The following is a 21,364-nucleotide window of genomic DNA, read 5'->3' on the forward strand; positions in this document are numbered from 1 at the left end:
GATCACGGCCTTTCTGGATGAAGTTTAACTCACCCTGAAAAATTAACAACGTTAAATAATGCATTCGCCTTATATATTGTCTCTTTGTATTCATGTTCTGGTACGGAGTCGAAAACGATTCCAGCCCCAGACTGAACACTTACTTCATTTTCTTGGATGGTTAAAGTACGAATTGTAATGCAAAAATCTAGATCTCCATTCCAACGAAAGATGCCAAGTGCTCCACCGTAAGCACCTCGGTAGTCGGGTTCTAAGTCCTGTAGGATTTCCATAGCTCGTACTTTCGGTGCGCCACTTAAAGTACCCGCAGGAAATACAGCTTTTAAGGCATCGAGAGAATCATAGGGGGTAGTGAGCTTTCCTTCTACCGTTGATACAATGTGCATGACATGGGAGAAATATTGGACTCCAGCATATTCGCTAACGTCGACACTTCCATATTTAGATACTCTACCGATATCATTGCGTCCAAGGTCAACAAGCATAGCATGTTCGGCCATTTCTTTAGGGTCTTCTAGAAGTTCCTTTTGTCTAAGTTGGTCTTCCTCAGCGGTTGCACCTCGTGGGCGGGTTCCGGCGATAGGGCGGGTTTTGATTTGGGATCCGATAGATGAGATTAATAGTTCAGGAGAGCTTCCGACTAAGGTTTCCTCCTCACCAAATATGCAAAAAAGCCAAGGTGATGGGTTTAGAACTCTAAGCTTTTGATAGGTAGACCACGGTTCAATCCGAAGGTTAAGGGTAAATCGTTGAGAGAGAACGGCCTGGAAGATGTCTCCGGCTCGAATATATTCCTTAATTCGTTCGACTCGAGATAAGAAATTCTCACGTGACATATTAGGCTGCCATACTTTGCAACTTACTTCTTTTAAATCAAGGGAATTTGATAAGGAAAATGGTTGATATTCTCTGAAATAATGGTGGAGCTCTTCCGCCCAAGAATTGAAAACCTGTTGCAAATGGTCTTCTTCTTCAGCGAAGACTTCTAGGATGACTTTATTATAGTGAGGAAGGATAACAATATTCACTGGACAAAGGCGGAAGAAATAGTGCGGCGTAGCTGAACTTGCTTTGGGTTTTTGCCAATGAAGTCCCCATTCATAGTCTAGATACCCTATTATTCCGCTTTCAAAATTCATTCCAGGAAAGTTGGCCTCACGAAACCTTCTAAGATGGATCAAGGGATCTGGATTAGAAGTCTCAGTTTGGTCAAAGGTTTGACGGGATAAGATCCAGCCTTGACCAAAGCCCAGATAGGTGCGTTCCTGTGCGCCTTCTTTACCTTCAAGGAGGGCAAAGCACTTTTCCCCAAGTGTTTCTCCGAATTGAACGAGGCCCATAACCCAGTTGGGATCACGATTAGTAAAAGATTCAAGCACCCACTCTTTTTGTGCAGCTAGCATAGCGTCGTCAACTCCTTAACAAGGTGAATTTCGCAGTTTAAATACCCATTTATAAACCTCTTGTTCGCAATTGCATATCTCAGCTTCCGGTAGCTTTAGGTCATCAAGCTCGGCGAATCTCTTTACTAAGGCACTTCCTACTATGACACCCTCGCAGACCTCGCTTAGTTTTGCAACTTGTTCTGGGGCTTGGATCCCGAAGCCGACAAATCGAGGTAAGGAGAGTGGAGTTTTTAGAGAAAGTATGAAATTAAGGATATGGGGAGGAATTTCCGCTTCACCACCTGTTATGCCATTGCGAGATAAGACATAGGCGAAACCGTCTTCAACATCAGATAGGGTTTGAAGGTGGTCGGGCAGGCTCGTTTGTGCAATCATCGGGATAAATGTTAATAGATCTTCGATGACCTCACTTGCTCGTTGGCGAAAGGATGCACATTCGCGCCATGGCAAGTCGGGGAGAATTATACCATCTACTCCGGCTTGAACCGCATCTCGAAGGAAACGGTCATAGTCATAAGTGAGTATGGGATTGAGATAACTCATTAGGAGTACAGGGGTCTCATGGTTCTCTTCACGGAAACGACGTACCAAACCTAAAACTCCCCTGAGATTCGTTCCTCCCTTGAGGGCTCGTAAGCCTGCCGCTTGAATTACTGGGCCGTCGGCTATAGGGTCGCTGAACGGAACTCCGAGTTCAAGTATGTCGACTCCGGCTTGGGCAAGTCCTTTTAAGCGGCGAAGGGTAGTCTCTGAATTCGGGTCTCCAGCCATGAGATATGTGATTAAGCCAGTTCCCAGGTTGTTTTGGGGTGTCTTTTGTCGAGCCTTGGCAAGGGCACGCTGTAATCGGTCATTCATATGATTAACCTCCTTAATTTTATTATTAGAAGTTATGAGGAAACCCTAAAACAGCTTTCCTCCTGTGTGAGAAGCTACCGACTTCGGGTCACTATTGGTAATTCTTTTATGGTTTAGAGCAGTTTAGTTATCGGAGAAACTTTGCTAACGTCTCGACATCTTTGTCTCCTCGTCCAGATAGGTTAACGATAATGTGCTGATTTGGGGAAAGCTTGGGAGCAAGTTTTACAGCATAGGCAACGGCATGGGAACTCTCTAAAGCAGGGAGTATTCCCTCTGTACGGGCGAGAAGCTCACTTGCTTGAAGGGCTTCTTCATCGGTTACACTGACATATTGAGCGCGTCCGATGTCTTTGAGATAGCTATGCTCTGGTCCAACTCCAGGGTAATCGAGGCCTGCAGAAATGGAGTGTGTGTCGAGGATCTGGCCATCCTCATTTTGCAAGAGATAGCTGTAGGCCCCATGCAGAACTCCAGGGCGCCCTAAGGTTAAAGTGGCGGCATGCTCTCCTAAGGCTGATCCTTTTCCTCCAGCTTCGACTCCAATCAGCTGAACACTTCGATCGGGGATAAAGGGATGGAAAAAGCCAATTGCATTACTTCCCCCACCGACACAGGCGATGAGAATATCCGGAAGATGTCCCACCTCACTTAAGAATTGGGCACGGGTTTCCTTGCCGATTACGGTCTGAAAGTCTCGAACGATTGTTGGATAGGGATGGGGTCCAGCGGCTGTGCCAAAACAGTAGAACGTGTCTTCGACATTTGTGACCCAGTCTCTCAAGGCTTCATTGATTGCATCCTTAAGGGTACGTGATCCAGTAGAAACTGAGCGGACCTCAGTGCCCAGCATTCTCATACGTAGGACATTGAGATGTTGTCTTCGAATATCTTCTTCTCCCATATAGACCACGCAGTCGAGTCCAAAGAGTGCACAAGCGGTAGCGGTCGCGACCCCATGCTGGCCCGCCCCAGTTTCCGCTATAACCCGCCTTTTTCCCATTCGCTTCGCAAGGAGGATTTGACCGATGGTATTGTTGATTTTGTGGGCACCCGTATGGTTAAGATCCTCGCGCTTTAAATAAATTTGGGCTCCATCCAACTTTTCACTCAGACGTATTGCAGAGTAGAGAAGGGAAGGACGTCCGACATACTTTTTCAAGAGGTCGTCGCACTCGATTTGGAAAGCGGGATTTTTTCGAGCGTTTATATAGGCCGTCTCTAATTCTTCTAGGACCGGAATAAGGGTTTCTGGAACAAAGGAACCGCCATATCGTCCGAAATGGCCACCTTGGGATAAAGAGGTGTGGTTAGTTAACATGTGAAATCCTCCGTTCGTTTTTTAATTATACGTCTTCAACTCGACGGATGATGTATTTCTCAATTGCTTAAATTTGGCGAAGGCTTTTCCTGAATCAAGGCTTTCAGTAGCTAGGGCGATTCCTTCTTGAATACTGAGTGCTTTCTCGGCTGTATAGAGGGCAGTTCCCGCATTGAGGAGTACAATATCACGTTTAGGTCCCTTTTCACCCTCGAGGATACTGAGAGTGATTTGGGCATTGTCTGTTGGAGACCCTCCCTCGATATCATGGAGTGAGCACCGCTTAAAACCGAGTTCTTCTGGGTTAATAGTGAAGTTAGTCATTTCTTCACCTTGAATTAGGATGGCTTGGGTATTGGCTGTGAGGCTTACCTCATCTAAACCATCTTCTCCTACAGCTACGATAGCTCGTTTGACTCCGAGAATTTGGAGAGCTCTGGCCATCTTCGGCAGAAGGGGAAGGGAAGAAACCCCGAGTAATTGGTAGGGAGCATTGGCTGGATTGAGTAGGGGTCCGAGTAAATTAAATATAGTTCGGATACCAAGCTCACGACGTTCTACAGCGACTTTGGCCATAGCAGGATGGTAAAGTGGGGCGAAAAGAAAGGCCATACCAATTGTTTGTAGGTGGGCTTCACTTTCCTGAGGTGTCGTGGTAAGAGAAACTCCGAGGTGTTCTAGAACATCTGCACTTCCACAACGACCGGAGGCAAAGCGATTCCCATGTTTCGCAACGGGGACTCCTGCACCAGCTACAATGAAGGCGGCAGTTGTTGAGATATTGAACGTGCCACCACCGTCTCCACCTGTCCCACAGGTATCGAGTGCCCCTTCGGGGGCTTTGATCGGGTGACTTGCTTCTCGTAAGGTTTTTGCAAAGGCGGCAATCTCTTCAGCGCTTTCTCCTTTAAGTCGTAAGCCGAAGAGTAGGCCACCAATTTGGGTAGGGGTTAAATTACCTGCAAGGAGGTCTCGAATCACAGCGGAGGCGAGTTCGGGAGGGAGATCTTGATTAAGGGCTAGGCGGTCTAGCGATTCACGGATTTTTGTTGTCATAATGGATTACTCCTTTCAGATTTGGGGTTTAATTTCGAGAGTTGCGCTCCAGTTCCATAGAGGATGAAGTGAACCAGTGGTGCCGCTTCCCAAACCATTAGAGGTTTAAGGACTTTGCTCGGTAAACGAATTTTTGGATAAGCTCGCGGTCCTTACGGCCATGAAGTTCTATACCTGAACTGACATCGACTCCGTAGGGGTTGGTTTGGCGGATGGCGTCAGAGATATTCTCAGGATTGAGTCCGCCGGCTAGAATTACTGGGTAGCCAGTTTTCTTTATTTCCCGAAGAAAGTCTTGGAAATGAGTATCCTGCCAGGGAAGGGGGACTCCAGTTCCGCCAGTGTGTCCTTGGTGGTTGGAGTCGAGGAGTATCCCGTGAAGGGAGTGAGGGAGGCGTGGTTGCCTGTAGATAAAGTCCCTGGAGTCGCCATTTGATAGGGAAGGGAAGGAGATTACTTTAATCTTAGGAACTGGAATTTCACGATATAGTTCTAGATCCTCCCCACCATGGAATTGAAGGGTGTCTAATACGCTTTGTCTCGTGATTGACGCGACCTTGGCTGGAGATTCGTCTGCAAATACTCCGACTTTACTCACAAAGGGCGGAAGGTGGGACGAAATCATTTGAATTGCATTTGGCTCGATATATCGCTTGCTACTCGGAACGAGGATGAATCCGAGAGCATCCGCACCTGCTTCCACTGCCCAAAGTGCTTCCTCCAAGGACTGAATTCCACATATCTTTACTCGAATCATCAGATACTCCTACTCCTTTTGTTTTTTTTGTATCATACTTAGGGTGGGGTTCATTAACTGGGAGAGGCCTTTTTCTTAAGTCCGGCCTGGAGTAGAGCTTGGATATGTCGTGAGGGATGGCTTGACCGGACGCAGGATTCTCCGACTAAGATGGCATTGGCTCCATATTGGGAGACGAATGCAGCATCTTGGGGGGTGTGAATTCCGCTTTCACTGATCAGGATGCAATCGTCTGGAACAAGGCGGCTTAGCCCCTCTGTTCGTTTTAGATTAATTTCAAACGTTCTTAAATCTCGGTTATTGATTCCAAGGATGGAGGCACCGGCGTCAAGGGCTCGTTTAATTTCTTGCTCGTCCCGACATTCAACTAAGACTTTTAAGCCAAGTTTATTCGCTAAGTGAAGAAGGCTTTTAAGCTTTGTGTCGTCTAATATCGCCGTTATGAGAAGAATGGCATCTGCTCCCAGTAAGGCACTTTCATAGAGTTGGTATTCTGTGAAGAGAAAGTCCTTGCGTAAGAGGGGGAGGGAGGTTAAGCTGCGTACCTTTTGAAAATCTTCTGTTCCTCCCAGAAAAAAGTCTTCTTCTGTGAGAATAGAGATGAGTGAAGCACCCCCTGCCTCATAGTTCTGGACAATTTCTTCGAGAGAGTGTTCCCAAGGAATAGTTCCTTTGCTCGGGGATGCCCGTTTAATCTCGGCTACGACGTGAAAAGTACCCCGGGTAAGTAGCCATTTTCTGGGTGAGTATGCGATGGGGTTTTCCCGCCATCGCTTTACGAGTTCCTCAAACGGCAGGGCCTTCTCACTCTCTCTAAGACGTTTTCTTTTCTGGATTAGAATTTTGTCTAAGATATCCATGTGCTTGCCACCTCCTGAATTCTAGAATTTAAACGAGGTTACAGTGTATCAATGTTTGTACTCCCTCATTTTTGTACACAAAAAAAGCCTTCCGTCCCAAAGGACAGAAAGCTTCTGTGGTGCCACCTTAATTCATACTTGATTAGGACTTCAGAAAAACCTTGTAGAGTAGGCTTTACACATGAAGACACCAATCAGATACCTTAATCAGGTACGGAGAAACTCATATAAACATACTTTGCTTCCGTTTAAAAGGACAATGTAAGGCCGGTTTACGGAAGGTTAACTTCCTGAACATTCAACAGGAAAATAAAAAAACTTCCTGCCCAAGAAAAGGACAGAAAGTTACTTCCGTGTTGCCACCTTAATTTGCATAGATCAAGAAATATAATTGATATACTCGACCCATACCTCTAATCGGATGCGGAGAGAATGTCATAATTGCTCTCGATACCCGTGTTTCTGTAACGGGAAACCCCCGGCTCACCTACTCATAAAGTCAAGAAATTGACTATTCTTTCGGATTGCGCTTCTGAGACCCATTCCACCAAACGGTTTGTATCAGCTCTCACCAGCCCTGACTCGCTTGGACATTCCTGCTAAGGCGTACTCTTTCTCATCATCAGCTCTAACACATTGAATTGATTGTTATTATATGCTGGAAAATGGAGGATGTCAAAAGGTTTTATTCTAAATTTTTTCATAAGGCTTGTAAAATGTACTAGTCAACCTTTATACCCCTGCCGGAAATGCTTTAAACTAACGTTTCCAAATCTAATTCTCTGGTAATACTACAAAGGAGAAATTAGGTAGATTTTGCCTGCAGGAGGGAATGTGAACGGATGAATGGTTTGAGTGGTATTGTCATGGTGGTCCAGCTTATTTTTGCTGTGGTCATCGGGCTCTATTTTTGGGGGATGCTAAAGTCCCAGCAGGGAAACAAGGTTGCAGTGGAGCGAGAGTCACGCAAGGAACTTGAGAAACTTGAGAAGATGCGTAAGATTACCTTGACTACACCGCTTGCGGAGAAAACTCGGCCAACAAATTTTGAAGAAATTGTCGGGCAAAAGGAAGGTATCAAAGCCTTACGTGCGGCACTATGTGGCCCGAATCCCCAGCATGTACTTATATATGGCCCTCCGGGAATAGGAAAAACAGCGGCGGCTCGTTTAGTGCTTGAGGAGGCGAAGAAAAATCCACTGTCTCCGTTTAAGGAACATGCTAAGTTCATGGAGATTGATGGTGCAACAGCTCGGTTTGATGAACGGGGGATTGCAGACCCTTTAATTGGTTCTGTCCATGATCCGATTTATCAGGGCGCTGGGGCTATGGGAATGGCAGGGATTCCTCAACCTAAGGCGGGTGCGGTGACGAAAGCCCATGGGGGTGTTTTGTTCATTGATGAGATTGGAGAACTTCATCCGATTCAGATTAATAAGCTATTGAAAGTTTTAGAGGATCGTAAAGTCATACTCGAGAGCGCGTATTACAGCTCAGAAGATCCGAATATCCCAGCTCATATCCATGACATCTTTCAAAATGGTTTGCCTGCAGATTTCCGTATGGTTGGAGCAACCACGCGTAGTCCAGAGGAGATTCCACCTGCGATTCGCTCGCGATGTATGGAGATCTATTTTCGCTCGCTCCTTCCAGAGGAAATTGCTCAAATCGCTCGGGGTGCCGCCGGGAAGATGGAGATTCCCATCACGGCAAGTGCCGTCGATGTCGCTAAGCAGTATGCCACAAACGGACGTGAAGCCGTCAATATCGTTCAGCTTGCTGCAGGGGTCGCTCAATCAGATAAGGTTTTCGAGATTAATGCCGCAACCATAGAGTGGGTGGTAACCTCGGGGCAGTATGCCCCACGTCCAGATCGGAAAGTCCCGCCAGTAGCTGAAGTCGGAGTCGTCAATGGACTTGCTGTTTATGGTCCGAATATGGGGATGCTGCTTGAACTCGAGGTGACGGCCCATCCGGTCACTCCGGGTACAGGAGAACTCCTCGTGACGGGCATCGTGGAAGAAGAGGAACAAGGGAGCTCCTTTAAGAAAACCCGACGTAAAAGTATGGCGCGAAGCTCAGTGGAGAATGTCCTCACTGTGATTCGTCGTCAGCTTGGCATTACCCCTCATAACTATGACATTCATGTCAATTTCCCTGGGGGAGTACCGATCGATGGACCTTCGGCAGGGATAGCGATCGCCACGGCTGTCGTCTCTGCCATACGTAAAGAGAGAGTGGATAATTTCTTGGCGATGACAGGGGAACTTTCTATACGGGGCGGGGTGAAACCTGTTGGTGGAATCGCAGCCAAGATTGAGGCTGCCCATCAAGCAGGATGTCGAAGAGTTTTTATCCCAAAAGAAAATTGGCAGGAACGCTTCAACAATTATGCCGAAGGCTTCGAGGTTATCGCTGTGGAAAGTTTAACTGAAGTATTGGCAGAGGCCTTGTTGAGCGATTCTGGGATTGAAAAGACCGAAATTCGGCCGATGCTGGATGAAGTCTTATCTCGTCTCGATTTAAATCCTGTACAGGCTGTCAATTTGCCTGAGCGAGGTCAATCATGTTAGAATAGTTCTAGACAGAGAATGGCACACTAATTTCAGTGTGCTTTTTTCATTCGGAACCTCTAAACTGTCCGAATGAGAAGGAGGGAATTTGATGAGCAAAGAACGGGAATTACCATTACTGCCCTTGCGAGGGATTCTTGTCTTTCCATATATGGTGATCCATTTGGATGTAGGACGTGAACGCTCCATGGCAGCTATTGAAGAGGCAATGCTGGGAGATAGAATCATCCTCTTAGCTTCACAGAAGGAGACAGAGATTGATTCTCCTAACGCAGAGGATATCCATTCCATTGGAACTTTAGCAGAAATTAAGCAACTTCTAAAACTCCCAGGGGGTACGATGCGCGTCCTAGTCGAAGGGATGCACCGTGGAAAAGTTTTAGGATTTGTAGCAGAGGAGCCTTACTTTAAGGTTCGGGTAGAGGAAGTCGAAGAGACAGTTAAGGAAATTACCCCAGATCTCGATGCCTTAACTCGTGGTGTGATTCATCAGTTTGAAGAGTATGCTAAGTTGAGTAAAAAGGTCCCACAAGAAACTCTGGGGACAGTACTCGGAGTAGAGGAACCAGGGCGTCTAGCCGACATCGTGGCCTCACACCTTAATCTAAAAATCGGAGATAAGCAATCTATCCTTGAAGCCCTCGAAGTTTCAGAGCGCTTAGAGCGCCTTACTGAACTGATTATGCGGGAGATTGAGATCATGGAGCTTGAGCGCCGGATTGGTCTTCGTGTGCGCAAGCAGATGGAAAAAGCACAAAAAGAGTATTACCTGCGTGAGCAGATGAAGGCGATCCAAAAGGAACTCGGGGATAAGGATGAGAAGCAGGCTGAAGTCGAGGAATATCGGCAAAAAGTTGCTCAAGCAAAATTATCGGCTGAGGTCGAGGAAAAGGCTTTAAAGGAAATCGACCGACTTGAAAAGATGCCTCAAGCTTCTGCAGAAGGGACGGTTGTACGAACTTATCTCGATTGGATTCTTGCCCTTCCCTGGAGTAAGGTGAGCCGAGATAAAACGGATATTCCCCGCGCTGAGAAGATTTTGAATGAGGATCATTACGGTCTGGAAAAAGTCAAGGAGCGGATATTGGAGTTCCTAGCCATCCGAAAGCTCACACCGAAGATGAAGAGCCCCATTCTTTGTTTCGTTGGGCCACCTGGAGTGGGGAAAACCTCTCTGGCTAAGTCTGTTTCGCGTGCGCTCGACCGGAAATTTGTCCGGATGTCTTTGGGCGGGGTGCGTGATGAAGCGGAGATTCGCGGACATCGTCGGACCTACATAGGTGCACTTCCGGGGCGGATTCTACAGGGGATGAGAACGGCTGGAACACGAAATCCGGTATTTCTCCTCGATGAGATTGATAAGATGGCCTCGGATTTCCGTGGCGATCCAGCCTCTGCACTTCTCGAAGTCTTAGATCCGGAGCAGAATAGTACTTTTGCTGATCATTATCTGGAGTTGCCCTTTGATTTATCGAACACTTTATTTATCATGACAGCCAATTCGTTACATACAGTTCCGCGACCACTGCTCGATCGAATGGAAGTCATTTCGTTAAGCGGCTATACCGAGGATGAAAAGGTTAATATTGCACGGAAATATCTCGTTCCCAAACAGCTTAAGGCACACGGCTTAAAAGAAGAAATCATGCCCATCAGCGATGAGGTTCTCTTGAAGCTAGTGCAGGGCTATACTCGGGAGTCCGGAGTACGTAACCTTGAACGCCAAATCGCAAATCTCTGTCGTAAGGTTGCGACACGCTATGTGAAGAAGGAGTGGGAGCCTCAGGCACTCACTCAGGAGGAACTGGAGGATTTACTGGGAGCGCCTCGTTTCCACTTCCAGGTCGCAGCGCCCAATCCGGAAATCGGTGCAGTGACTGGGCTTGCATATACTGAAGTCGGTGGGGATGTCCTAACAATTGAGGTGATCCCGTTGCCAGGCAAAGGGCAGCTCACTTTGACCGGTAAGCTTGGGGATGTGATGAAGGAGTCGGCCTATGCCGGTCGGACATTCGTACGTGCTCACTCACGGGAGTTAGGAATACCGGATGACTTTTATGAAAAGGTCGATCTTCATATTCATGTTCCGGAAGGAGCGATTCCCAAAGATGGCCCTTCTGCCGGGATTACGATGGCGACCGCGATGGCTTCAGCTCTTACTAATCGTGCGGTTCGTTCGGATCTTTGCATGACAGGGGAAATCACTCTGAGAGGGAATGTCTTGCCCATCGGTGGAGTGAAGGAAAAAGTCCTCGCTGCACATCGCGCTGGGATGAAGATCGTCATCTTGCCTGAGCAGAATCGTAAGGATCTTGAAGAAGTTCCAGAAATGGCGCGCAAGGCTTTGGAATTCCACTTCGTGAGTCGGATGGAAGAAGTGATTGATCTGGCGCTTCTGCCGGTTGCGGAGTCGGAGCAGTACCTTGGGAGGGCTAGTCAGTTTCCACTCTTCGGGCAAGGGGAGATTCCGTCAGTGCCGGTGCCTAGGCCGGAGGAACGGCCGGTGTCGAAGGGGTATTAATTTCACTATAGAAGAATTACAAAGAAGACACGGGGTTAGCTATACCCCGTGTTCTTGCCATATGGACTTCATATTAGAGTAAAAAGGAGCATGTTATTTTGTGATTACAATTCGTAAAGCTGAATATGTCACATCAGCGGTTAATTTCAAGGGTTACCCTGAAGGGCCTGAACCGGAGATTGCCCTGGCTGGGCGCTCGAATGTCGGGAAATCGTCCTTAATCAATAAGTTTATTAACCGGAAGAATCTTGCCAGAACAGGGAATACTCCGGGAAAAACACGGATGCTTAATTTCTACCGAATTAACGATGAATGGACCTTCGTCGACTTACCGGGTTATGGGTATGCAAAGGTGTCTAAAGAAGTCAAGGGGACTTGGGGCACGATGATGGAGGAATATTTTTCTCGCCGTGAGAACTTGAGGGCGGTCATTCAAGTGGTGGATATGCGGCATGAGCCTAGCCTTGAGGACAAGGAAATGCATGCTTTTTTGCGCACTCGTGGGATCCCCGTCCTGGTCGTCGCGACAAAGGCGGATAAGATCACCAAGGGTCATTGGCCAAAGCATCTTAGCATGATTGCTAAAGGCTTAGAGATTCCTGATTGGCACTTGATTGTTCCGTATTCCGCAGAGACGGGACTGGGAGTGGAAGATCTACACCAGGCGGTGGAAGAGATTCTAGCGGAGCCTGAAGAGGAAGACTTAGAAGTAAAGTCTGAGGAAAATTTGTAGGGAACGGTCTTGACCGTTCCCTTTTGGCATCGTGCGCCACGCATGACGATTAACTAGACGGTGAAAGTCCGTTATGGGGGTATGTAGCGACCAACCATTAGCTTAAGGCAAGGGTGTCCATCGTGAGGTGGAATCTGAAGGAAGCCGGCGGCAAAGTTCCGACCCGAGGAACACGAACAATATCAGGCGCAAAACGTGGGGCAAGACTGCGATCCAAGCCGAAGCCCAAAAGCTACACGGACACGTTAGCGTAAATGTTGCGGGTACATGGAATGAAAGTGAATCGTCTTACCGTGGGAGACCTCACAGACAGGCGGAAACAGAGTAAGAAACCTGGTTGAAACAAGATTTATCGTGAGGAGTCAGCAGAAGCCATAGTACAGAGGTGCTCTAGACACCGACGGAAGGGCCGAACCAAAGGAGGTGTGGGTCAATGAAAGTTACTGAAAGTGGTAATTTAAAACACAGACAACTTCGTTTTGAAGACTATCTGCAAAAGGTATCTGCGGAACAGAAAGAATATGTAGAAGTGTGCGCGCCACCAAAGATGACCGAAACCGACAGCACTAACACCAACGAGCAAACAGAGAAACTGGTGGAGGAAATCCTTAATGCCGAGAACTTGAATCGAGCCTACAAGCAAGTGAAGAGGAACAAAGGTGCAGGTGGAATCGACGGTATGCAGGTGGATGAACTTCTGCCCTTCCTGAGAGAACACAAGGATGAACTTCTACAATCTCTCTGGGACGGGAAATACCGTCCAAAACCCGTACGGAGAGTAGAAATACTCAAAGAGAACGGGAAAATGAGAAAACTGGGAATCCCCACCGTCGTGGACAGGCTCATCCAACAAGCCGTAACCCAAGAGCTCTCGCCAATCTTCGAGAAGCAATTCTCAGACAACAGCTATGGATTTCGACCTAACCGAAGTGCCCATGATGCACTAAGAGAGTGTCAAAGACACATTGCTGATGGTTATGTCTACGTAGTAGACATGGACCTAGAGAAATACTTTGACACGGTCAACCAAAGCAAACTCATCCAAATCCTATCGGAAACGATAAAAGATGGAAGAGTTATATCCTTAATCTATAAATTCCTCAGAGCAGGAGTCATGGTCGATGGATTATTCGAAGAAAGTCCAGAGGGCGTCCCACAAGGGGGTCCACTGAGTCCATTACTTGGAAACATCATGCTGAACGTCTGTGACCACGAGCTAGAAAGACGTGGACACCGCTTTGTGCGCTATGCAGATGATATGATGATTTTCTGCAGGAGCAAGAAAGCGGCGCAGCGGACCCTAGACCATATTCTTCCGTACATCGAAGGGAAGCTATTCCTCAGAGTAAACAGGGAGAAAACAAAAGTGGCACATGTCAAAGAGGTAAAGTTTCTAGGACATGGCTTTTATATGCACAAAGGAGAAGGACGTTTGAGAATCCACCCGAAAAGCATCCAAAAACTGAAGGATAAAATCCGAGAAATGACTGGACGAAGTAACGGAATGGGAATCGAAGAAAGGAAAATGAAACTCAATCAGATAGTGCGAGGCTGGACGAATTACTTTAAGCTAGCTGACGCAAAGAGCCTACTTAGAACACTAGATGAATGGCTGAGAAGCCGCATACGGATGGTCACATGGAAACGATGGAAGAGAATACGCACGCGCGGCGAAAACCTCAAGAAACTTGGGATTAGAGAAGAGCAAGCATGGATGTGGGCAAACACAAGAAAAGGCTATTGGCGAATAGCCCATAGCCAGATTTTACTGATAGCCCTATCCAACAAACGAATTGAGCGTGCCGGATATCTCAGTTTTAATCAAATATATTTTGCAAAGTAACGTGTAAACTTTGGAACCGCCGTATACCGAACGGTACGTACGGTGGTGTGGGAGGTCGGCTGATCAAATAATGGTCAGCCTCCTACCCGATTATGTCACAACGTCCGCTATGGAAACGTGGGGTTTAGGTTATCTGGAGTTAATTAAAAAGGCGGAAGAGACCTAAATTCCAATTTTGTAGCCGAATTAGATATTATCTGATATACTCAATTTGGGCAGTATCATTAGAACTGCACCTTTTTGTGAAATCCAGTTATTTATACTGCCTGTATCCATTATGGACCGGGACAGAGGGATAAAACAGTTCTGTGTTTAAAAGTTCCTTCTGGCTAAAGGAACTTTTTTTATTGTTTTATCACCTCTCCTGAAAAAAGGAGGAAAAATTATGAAATCAACAAAAGACTTCTTGGAAATGAAAAAGCAAAGAAAAAAGATTGTCATGGTAACTGCCTACGATTATCCATCAGCTAAGCAAGCCGAGCAAGCTGATGTAGACATGATTCTAGTTGGTGATTCTCTTGGTAATGTTGTACTTGGCTATGATTCAACCATCTATGTGACAATGGAAGATATGATTCATCACGCTAAGGCGGTTAAACGTGGGGCTTGCAACACTTTCATAGTAGTTGATATGCCATTTATGAGCTGTCATCTATCCATCAGAGATACACTTTTAAACGGAGCAAGGATTCTTCAGGAAACTGGTGCTCAGGCTGTAAAAGTGGAAGGGGCTGATGAAGTGCTCCCCCATATCGAAGCACTTGTAAAAGCTGGTATTCCTGTTGTATCCCATCTAGGACTGACTCCGCAATCAGTAGGAGTCCTTGGAGGATTCAAAGTTCAGGGGAAAGATGCAGAGACTGCTAGGAAAATAGTCGAGGATGCGAAACGATGTCAGGAAGTAGGTTCCTTTGCTGTTTTGCTTGAATGTGTTCCAAAACAGCTTGCCGAAGAAATTACTTCCTTACTTCCAATTCCTACGATAGGGATTGGAGCAGGTGTTCATACTGATGGACAAGTGCTTGTATACCATGACATTCTTACTTACGGAGTAGAACGCGTCTCGAAATTCGTTAAACCCTTTGCAAATGTGAATGAACAAATGATTCACGGCCTAAGGGGGTATGCAAACGAAGTGAGAAACGAACTTTTCCCTGATGACGAGCACAGTTTCACAATGAAAGAAGAAGAATTAAAGACTCTTTACGGAGGTAGGGAATGACTTAAGGGGTTCAATTTTTGGATTTGAAAATCTAAAAATAACCACAAAATCGCAACTGTTTAGCATATCAATCAGCAAAGTTTCTAGCAGGAAAATAGCCATGATTTGGATTCATCAAATCATGGCTATTTTCTGCTGCTTTACTCGTGACAGCCTCTGGGATTTTCACTTTACTGCTTATAATAAGAAGATTAGGAATAAGAAAACATTATTTTATTCTTCGTTACTTATTAGCTGAAGTGCAAATGATCTGGTGCGTTTATCATCTGTGATAAATATAGAATTATACCCTAAATCTCTTTCAGCGAGCATTCCAACATATTTTAATTGAGAGTGCTTGCAATACCTTCTGATACCCTCTTCAAATAAGTCAGCTCCTTTTTCTGGTTTGTAACCACAGGTCGTTATAATAGCTAACTTTTTACCAACCCAAAGAGAAGGTCCCACTTCATCACCATAATATTTATTCATTCCATATACTAATCGGTCCAACAATGATTTCATTGGTGGGGTACAGTACCAAGAATGAATAGGCGTAGCTAAAACAATTACGTCGCAATCGGATATTTTGTCAAAAATATCTTGTGTATCATCCTTGAACTGGCACCCGAAAGTAGTCCAATCTTTTTGGCAGTTTCTACAAGCAATGCAGGGTTCAATATGCTTGTCATAAAGCCAAATTAAATCATGCTGAATTTGATTAAGCTTAAGCTCTTCAATAAACGGCTTTAAAAGCTTAATAGTATTTCCATTCTTTCGCGGACTTCCCATAAGAATACAAAATCTCACATTACCACTCCTCTACTAATATATTACTTAATTAAAAAACCATTTGCACTAAAAACATATAAACTGCCGTTCCAACTCCAATGCTCAGAAGGGTATTGCCTTAACAGATGTTAAAGATGTTTACTTAACTATGAGACCTAATAGTGTAGATAGAGAAACTGCTTGCATCGTAGTAACTATTGCACCTTTTACATCAGGAATGTTTACTCCTATACCGTCAATTTCACAGCTGGTAAAGTCTATTCCCTTAAGATTTGTGAATTGCATTTGGGCCTGAAGTAGATTAGACTCTTGAAATTCTACTTTCGAAAAGGTTGAGTTCTTAAAATCCGAGGAACGTAATTGACATTGGAGGAAGGCAACTTGCTTACAATTAGAATAGCTGAAGAAAGCATATTGACCATTGCAATTTTCGAAAATGACATCTCTCAAGGTGGCATCACTAAGATTGATACCAATGATTTTACAATTAATAAATTCGACTCTATGTAAGGACGCTTCATTAAAATCTACATTGGATAAATCACAATTTTGAAAGCTTACATCGATCAGCTCTATATGTCGAAAAATGATTTCGCTAAAAATAACGTTTTTCAATATGACTTGTTTGAACGTCACTCTATCTGTTTTGTGGTTTTCTAAAGTGCAATCGCTTATTGTTCCGAAAGAAAAGATGGTTTCATCCTCTATAGTTTCAGCCGATAATTCTATGCGAGATAGTCCGTTATCAAATCTAGGTCTTAAGACTTTTGTTATTACTTTCTTGTCTTCCATGTGTGATTACCTCCATTTGGTACCTTGATTTGAGAATGATGCTCTATATTTAATCAAGTTGAATTAGTAATGTAAGCTATTATACCATTAGTAGCCAAAGATATTAAGGTAATCACAGAAGGTCCAGTTAAGATGATCTTAAGTCATCATAACTGGACCTTTCCTTTGCACTTTCCTACAAATGCATTTCTTTCACTCATTAGATTACATCAAAAAGACTTAGTTGATCACTTTCTGGAATACCTTTTAAGCAACCAAATTTTCTAAGCATATCTATAGCAGAATTCCCAATCTTAGAACGTTTCTTTACATCCTCTATGGAGTTGAAGGGTTTTTCTTGGGCAGCGTTATATATACCTTCTGCCGCGACGGTTCCCATTCCGGATATACTATTTAGGGGCGGTCTTAAGCCTTCCTCTTCTACCAGGAATTTTGTGGCATGGGATTTGTATAAATCAATGGGCAGGAAATTAAGGCCCCGTTCATACATCTCCAAAACCAATTCCAAGTCATCGTACATATCTTTATCCTTAGGGGTGGCTTGATTGCCCAGCGCCTCGATTTCCTTCATCTTGGCCTTAACCTTTTCTTTTCCGTATATCATAAATTCGGAGTCAAAGGCCTTGGCTCGAATGGTAAAGTAGGCTGCGTAATAGGCCTTAGGTATGTGGACCTTAAACCAGGCAATTCTGAAAGCCATCATGACATAGGCTGCAGCATGGGCCTTAGGGAACATGTATTTTATTTTTTTGCAGGAATCGATATACCATTCCGGAACATTGTGTTCTCTCATTAAAGCCTCATATTCCGGCCATTTTGGTTCCTTTAGAGCCTTTCCCTTACGCACCGTCTCCATAATCTTAAAGGCAGTATTGGACGGTAGACCCTTCTTAATAAGATAGACCATAATATCATCTCGGGTACACACGGCTTCACTTAGGGTAACTGTTCCCGCATCAATTAAGTCCTTAGCATTCCCCAGCCACACATCGGTACCATGAGAAAGTCCTGAAATACATATCAAATCGACGAAGGCTGTAGGCATGGTATCTAAAAGGATTCCTCTTACGAACTTCGTCCCAAACTCAGGAACTCCAAAGGTTCCCACCTTGGAATAAATCTGATCCGGGGTTACTCCTAAAGCTTCCGTGGATGAGAATAGTGACATGGTCTCCTTATCATCCATAGGTATCTTTTGAGGGTCTACACCGGTGATGTCCTGTAGCATTCTTATGACTGTTGGGTCATCATGACCCAATATATCTAGCTTTAATAGGTTCTGGTCAATCGAATGATAATCAAAATGTGTTGTTATGATATCCGAATTTGGATCATCGGCAGGATGCTGTACGGGGCAAAATTCGAAGATTTCGCGGCCCTTAGGCACCACTATGATTCCACCAGGGTGCTGTCCCGAAGTTCGTTTTATGCCTGTACAGCCTTTTGAGATTCTGGTTATTTCTGCCTTGTTTTTTATAAGGTTTTTTTCCTCTAAATACTTTTTCACGTAGCCAAAGGCTGTTTTGTCGGCTATGGTACCTATGGTTCCGGCCTTAAAAGTTGTACCCTTTCCAAAGATAACTTCTGTATATTTATGGGCTTTTGCCTGGTATTCCCCAGAGAAGTTTAAGTCGATATCTGGCTCCTTATCTCCATTGAAGCCTAAGAAGGTTTCGAAGGGGATATCTATGCCATCCTTAGCCAGCTTTTCTCCGCATACTGGACACACTTTATCCGGCAAGTCAAAGCCGATCTTAAAGCCGTAGTCGGTGAAGTCCGAGTACTTGCAGCTGGGGCACCTGTAATGGGGTGGCAGGGCATTGACTTCTGTTATACCCGTCATATAGGCGACCACAGATGAACCCACAGAGCCTCGAGATCCTACCAGATAGCCATCCTCGTTAGATTTCCATACAAGCTTTTGAGCGATGATATACATGACGGAGAAGCCATTTTTGATAATTGAATCCAGCTCCTTATCGAGTCTTTGCTGAACAATTTCCGGCAATGGGTCTCCATAGAGTTCATGGGCCTTCTCATAGGCAATATCCTTAATGGTCTGCTCGCAGCCTTCAATATGAGGTGGGCATTTCTCCTCTGAAATAGGACTGATCGGCTCACACAAATCGGATATTATATTGGTGTTGGTTACGACCACTTCATAGGCCTTTTGCTGTCCTAAATAGGAAAATTCCTCAAGCATCTCCTCGGTGGTTTTTAAATATAAGGGTGCCTGTTGATCTGCATCCTTAAAGCCCTGACCTGCTTCTAGTATGCGCCTGTAGATCTCATCCTCAGGATCCATGAAGTGAACATCTCCCGTTGCGACTACAGGCTTGTTTAGTTTTTCACCCAGTGCAACGATTTTTCGGTTAATCTTCTTTAAATATTCTTTGTCTGGCACCTGCTCAGTTCTTACTAAATAATCATTATTTCCGAGAGGCTGGATTTCTAAATAATCGTACTCCTCTGCAATGGCTTCAATTTGCTCATCGGATTTTCCCAGTAAGATGGCCTGGAAAAGCTCTCCTTCACTGCAGGCACTGCCAAGGATTAAACCTTCGGAGTATTTCTTATAAAGGCTCTTCAAAATTCGTGGTTTTTTATAAAAATAATCGAGATGGGAATAAGACACTAACTTATATAAATTCTTTAATCCTATATAATCCTTGGCTAATATTATGGCATGATACGTTTTAAGCTTCTTATATTCTTCCTTCTTTGCTTCTTCATCGGAGCCATATTGGTCTATATCCTCAAGGGTTTCTGCTCCCCTTTGCTTTAGCTTTTCAAGCATTATCTTAAACACCTTAACGGTGGTATCCACGTCATCTAAGGCTCTATGGGCGACCTCCACCTTTATGCCAAGATTTTTAGCGATTCTTCCTAATTTATACGTTTTATAATCAGGAAAGAGCTCCTTGGCCAAGGACAAGGTATCCAAATAGGTGTAATCGAAGTTATAGCCTAAGATCTTGGCATTATGTTTTAAGAAGCCTATATCAAATTCAGCATTATGGGCAACCAAGACACTCCCATTAATAAAATCCAGCATCTTAGGAAATACCTGTGCTATGGTTTCTGCATTTCTTACCATATCATCGGTTATGTTGGTAACCTCCACAACCCTTGCTGGAATAGGCTTTTCAGGATTTACAAAGCAGCTGAATTCCTCGATGACTTTTCCATCTTTAAGTTTCATGATTCCTATTTCTGTGATTTTTTCGGTTACGGCTGAAAAGCCTGTGGTTTCCAAATCCAACACACAATAGGTGGTATCCATACTCTGTCCCTTTGGGTTTGTGACAGAGGGCTTTTTATCCGGTGCCAAATAGGCCTCTACTCCATAGATAACCTTCATGTTGGGATTTTCTCTTCCTAAGAGTTTATGGGCTTCAGGATAGGACTGAACCACTCCATGGTCCGTTATAGCAATGGATTTCATGCCCCAGCTCATGGCTCTTTTAATTAAATCCGTGGCACTGGTCATAGCATCCATCTGACTCATTTGGGTATGCATGTGTAGCTCTACCCGCTTCGCTTCTGCCAAATCCCGCCTCTGGGCCTTCTTCATGCCTTCTGTTTCTACGATAGTATTAGCAATAAGCTCAATTTCCCCAGAAAACTTGCTATAGCCTGCATTTCCAGAAAGTTTGACACCTTTAGCCTTTTTAAGCCTGGATAAAACTTCCCCGTCTTCACCGGGTTTGAGGAAAGACTTACAGGTCAGGGAACTTGAGCCATCATATAAATCAAAGGAAATTAAAGTCTTCCCGCTTCTTAATTCTTTGGCGTCGATATTTGATATTTCACCCTCTAAAGCGATCTTACCCTCATCCGGTGTAATATCAGTAATTTTAATGACGCGATCCTTGATCGTCGCATTTCTGCCTAAGATCAAGGATGGATCGCCTTTTTTTCCATCGGTTTCCGCTTTTATATCCTGCTTTATTTCCGCAGCTTCCTTAGATAATTCAGGAGCGTTATTGCTAGGTGTGGTCATAACTTCCTTTTGAAGTAGCAACAATTCCTTTTCTTGTGTAGCTTCTTGCAGCCTTAATAATTCTTCAGGGCTTACGTTATCAGCAAAATTTATTTGATAGGCTGTGCCGTACAGGTTTTTTATGACTTCTTGGATTATCTTATCGTAACCCTTTGCTTTTAATAAGTAGGATACTGCCGTTTTAAACGTAAAATTAATCGTGTTATTTTTCGCTATTTCATATTCACAATGAGTTAGAGCTGCTTTTAAGACCGGATATTTATCAGACAACACGACTACAATATTTTCGAATTCCTCTTCTAGGGGCTTTTGATTCGTTCCCTCCGCGTACTCGACAGTGATTATTGAATCGTCTACTGCTAATCTTTCTCTTATAAACTTATTAAGACGTTCAATTTCTCTTATTTCGATATATTTTTCAGAACTGATTTTCATCTCCAGGGTTTTTGTACTTTTAGTTATGACCACCGCTTCGACAAAGGCTGTATTTATGTTACCCCGTACTTCATAATCACTAAAAATTTCACTTATTCTTTTCATGATACTTCCTAATTTCTCCTAAAAATTTTTGAGAGTAATAGAGCCCATAACTATTTCTCATTATAACATTGATTACCTTTCCTTGGTTTGATGAAATTTTCCCTTATT

15 protein-coding genes are annotated in these 21,364 nt (G+C 44.5%); 6 read left to right on the forward strand and 9 right to left on the reverse strand.

Annotation, left to right across the window (positions count from 1 at the left end; all coding sequences use genetic code 11):
• Positions 1 to 29 precede the first annotated feature (29 nt).
• From ACZ42W_RS03180 to trpC, 6 genes are all read right to left on the reverse strand, one after another.
• On the reverse strand, positions 30 to 1,403 hold the full coding sequence (locus ACZ42W_RS03180) for an anthranilate synthase component I family protein (RefSeq protein WP_464168437.1): 1,374 nt from the start codon (positions 1,401 to 1,403) through the stop codon (positions 30 to 32).
• Positions 1,404 to 1,418: 15 nt separating this feature from the next.
• Positions 1,419 to 2,264, reverse strand: a complete 846-nt coding sequence (gene trpA, locus ACZ42W_RS03185; RefSeq protein ID WP_464168439.1) for a tryptophan synthase subunit alpha — start codon at positions 2,262 to 2,264, stop codon at positions 1,419 to 1,421.
• 127 nt (positions 2,265 to 2,391) lie between these two features.
• A complete protein-coding gene (gene trpB, locus ACZ42W_RS03190) occupies positions 2,392 to 3,585 on the reverse strand; it encodes a tryptophan synthase subunit beta (protein WP_464168441.1) in 1,194 nt (397 codons plus the stop codon).
• A gap of 21 nt (positions 3,586 to 3,606) precedes the next feature.
• On the reverse strand, positions 3,607 to 4,641 hold the full coding sequence (gene trpD / locus ACZ42W_RS03195; RefSeq protein ID WP_464168443.1) for an anthranilate phosphoribosyltransferase: 1,035 nt from the start codon (positions 4,639 to 4,641) through the stop codon (positions 3,607 to 3,609).
• A 97-nt stretch (positions 4,642 to 4,738) separates the two neighbouring features.
• Positions 4,739 to 5,398, reverse strand: coding sequence for a phosphoribosylanthranilate isomerase (locus ACZ42W_RS03200; protein WP_464168445.1), 660 nt, complete (start codon positions 5,396 to 5,398; stop codon positions 4,739 to 4,741).
• 53 nt (positions 5,399 to 5,451) lie between these two features.
• On the reverse strand, positions 5,452 to 6,258 hold the full coding sequence (gene trpC, locus ACZ42W_RS03205) for an indole-3-glycerol phosphate synthase TrpC (protein WP_464168447.1): 807 nt from the start codon (positions 6,256 to 6,258) through the stop codon (positions 5,452 to 5,454).
• Between the two features lie 842 nt (positions 6,259 to 7,100).
• Between trpC and lonB the strand changes: the two genes are divergently transcribed.
• From lonB to panB, 6 genes are all read left to right on the forward strand, one after another.
• Positions 7,101 to 8,831 carry an ATP-dependent protease LonB gene (gene lonB / locus ACZ42W_RS03210; RefSeq protein ID WP_464168449.1) on the forward strand — a complete coding sequence of 577 codons (1,731 nt, stop codon included), beginning with the start codon at positions 7,101 to 7,103 and terminating at the stop codon, positions 8,829 to 8,831.
• Positions 8,832 to 8,922: 91 nt separating this feature from the next.
• Complete coding sequence (lon, locus tag ACZ42W_RS03215) at positions 8,923 to 11,352, forward strand: endopeptidase La (RefSeq protein WP_464168451.1); 2,430 nt, start codon at positions 8,923 to 8,925, stop codon at positions 11,350 to 11,352.
• 100 nt (positions 11,353 to 11,452) lie between these two features.
• A complete protein-coding gene (gene yihA, locus ACZ42W_RS03220; protein WP_464168453.1) occupies positions 11,453 to 12,085 on the forward strand; it encodes a ribosome biogenesis GTP-binding protein YihA/YsxC in 633 nt (210 codons plus the stop codon).
• Between the two features lie 122 nt (positions 12,086 to 12,207).
• A complete protein-coding gene (locus ACZ42W_RS03225; protein WP_464168455.1) occupies positions 12,208 to 12,339 on the forward strand; it encodes a hypothetical protein in 132 nt (43 codons plus the stop codon).
• 179 nt (positions 12,340 to 12,518) lie between these two features.
• Positions 12,519 to 13,928 carry a group II intron reverse transcriptase/maturase gene (ltrA, locus tag ACZ42W_RS03230; RefSeq protein ID WP_464168457.1) on the forward strand — a complete coding sequence of 470 codons (1,410 nt, stop codon included), beginning with the start codon at positions 12,519 to 12,521 and terminating at the stop codon, positions 13,926 to 13,928.
• 385 nt (positions 13,929 to 14,313) lie between these two features.
• Positions 14,314 to 15,150, forward strand: a complete 837-nt coding sequence (panB, locus tag ACZ42W_RS03235; protein ID WP_464168459.1) for a 3-methyl-2-oxobutanoate hydroxymethyltransferase — start codon at positions 14,314 to 14,316, stop codon at positions 15,148 to 15,150.
• A 213-nt stretch (positions 15,151 to 15,363) separates the two neighbouring features.
• Here panB and ACZ42W_RS03240 read toward each other — a convergent pair whose 3' ends face one another.
• From ACZ42W_RS03240 to polC, 3 genes are all read right to left on the reverse strand, one after another.
• Positions 15,364 to 15,939, reverse strand: coding sequence for a flavodoxin family protein (locus ACZ42W_RS03240; RefSeq protein WP_464168461.1), 576 nt, complete (start codon positions 15,937 to 15,939; stop codon positions 15,364 to 15,366).
• A 120-nt stretch (positions 15,940 to 16,059) separates the two neighbouring features.
• The gene (locus tag ACZ42W_RS03245; protein ID WP_464168463.1) at positions 16,060 to 16,713 is read right to left on the reverse strand and encodes a pentapeptide repeat-containing protein; all 654 of its coding nucleotides are present in this window, start codon (positions 16,711 to 16,713) and stop codon (positions 16,060 to 16,062) included.
• A 199-nt stretch (positions 16,714 to 16,912) separates the two neighbouring features.
• Positions 16,913 to 21,256, reverse strand: a complete 4,344-nt coding sequence (gene polC, locus ACZ42W_RS03250; protein ID WP_464168465.1) for a DNA polymerase III subunit alpha — start codon at positions 21,254 to 21,256, stop codon at positions 16,913 to 16,915.
• Positions 21,257 to 21,364 lie beyond the last annotated feature (108 nt).

Source organism: Desulfitobacterium elongatum (genome assembly GCF_055378975.1).

Excerpts from the sequence above, each read along its gene's own strand:
- ACZ42W_RS03180 (WP_464168437.1), bottom strand. The coding sequence starts at position 1,403 with ATGCTAGCTGCACAAAAAGAGTGGGTGCTTGAATCTTTTACTAATCGT.
- trpA (WP_464168439.1), bottom strand. The coding sequence starts at position 2,264 with ATGAATGACCGATTACAGCGTGCCCTTGCCAAGGCTCGACAAAAGACA.
- trpB (WP_464168441.1), bottom strand. The coding sequence starts at position 3,585 with ATGTTAACTAACCACACCTCTTTATCCCAAGGTGGCCATTTCGGACGA.
- trpD (WP_464168443.1), bottom strand. The coding sequence starts at position 4,641 with ATGACAACAAAAATCCGTGAATCGCTAGACCGCCTAGCCCTTAATCAA.
- ACZ42W_RS03200 (WP_464168445.1), bottom strand. The coding sequence starts at position 5,398 with ATGATTCGAGTAAAGATATGTGGAATTCAGTCCTTGGAGGAAGCACTT.
- trpC (WP_464168447.1), bottom strand. The coding sequence starts at position 6,258 with ATGGATATCTTAGACAAAATTCTAATCCAGAAAAGAAAACGTCTTAGA.
- lonB (WP_464168449.1), top strand. The coding sequence starts at position 7,101 with ATGAATGGTTTGAGTGGTATTGTCATGGTGGTCCAGCTTATTTTTGCT.
- lon (WP_464168451.1), top strand. The coding sequence starts at position 8,923 with ATGAGCAAAGAACGGGAATTACCATTACTGCCCTTGCGAGGGATTCTT.
- ltrA (WP_464168457.1), top strand. The coding sequence starts at position 12,519 with ATGAAAGTTACTGAAAGTGGTAATTTAAAACACAGACAACTTCGTTTT.
- panB (WP_464168459.1), top strand. The coding sequence starts at position 14,314 with ATGAAATCAACAAAAGACTTCTTGGAAATGAAAAAGCAAAGAAAAAAG.
- ACZ42W_RS03245 (WP_464168463.1), bottom strand. The coding sequence starts at position 16,713 with ATGGAAGACAAGAAAGTAATAACAAAAGTCTTAAGACCTAGATTTGAT.
- polC (WP_464168465.1), bottom strand. The coding sequence starts at position 21,256 with ATGAAAAGAATAAGTGAAATTTTTAGTGATTATGAAGTACGGGGTAAC.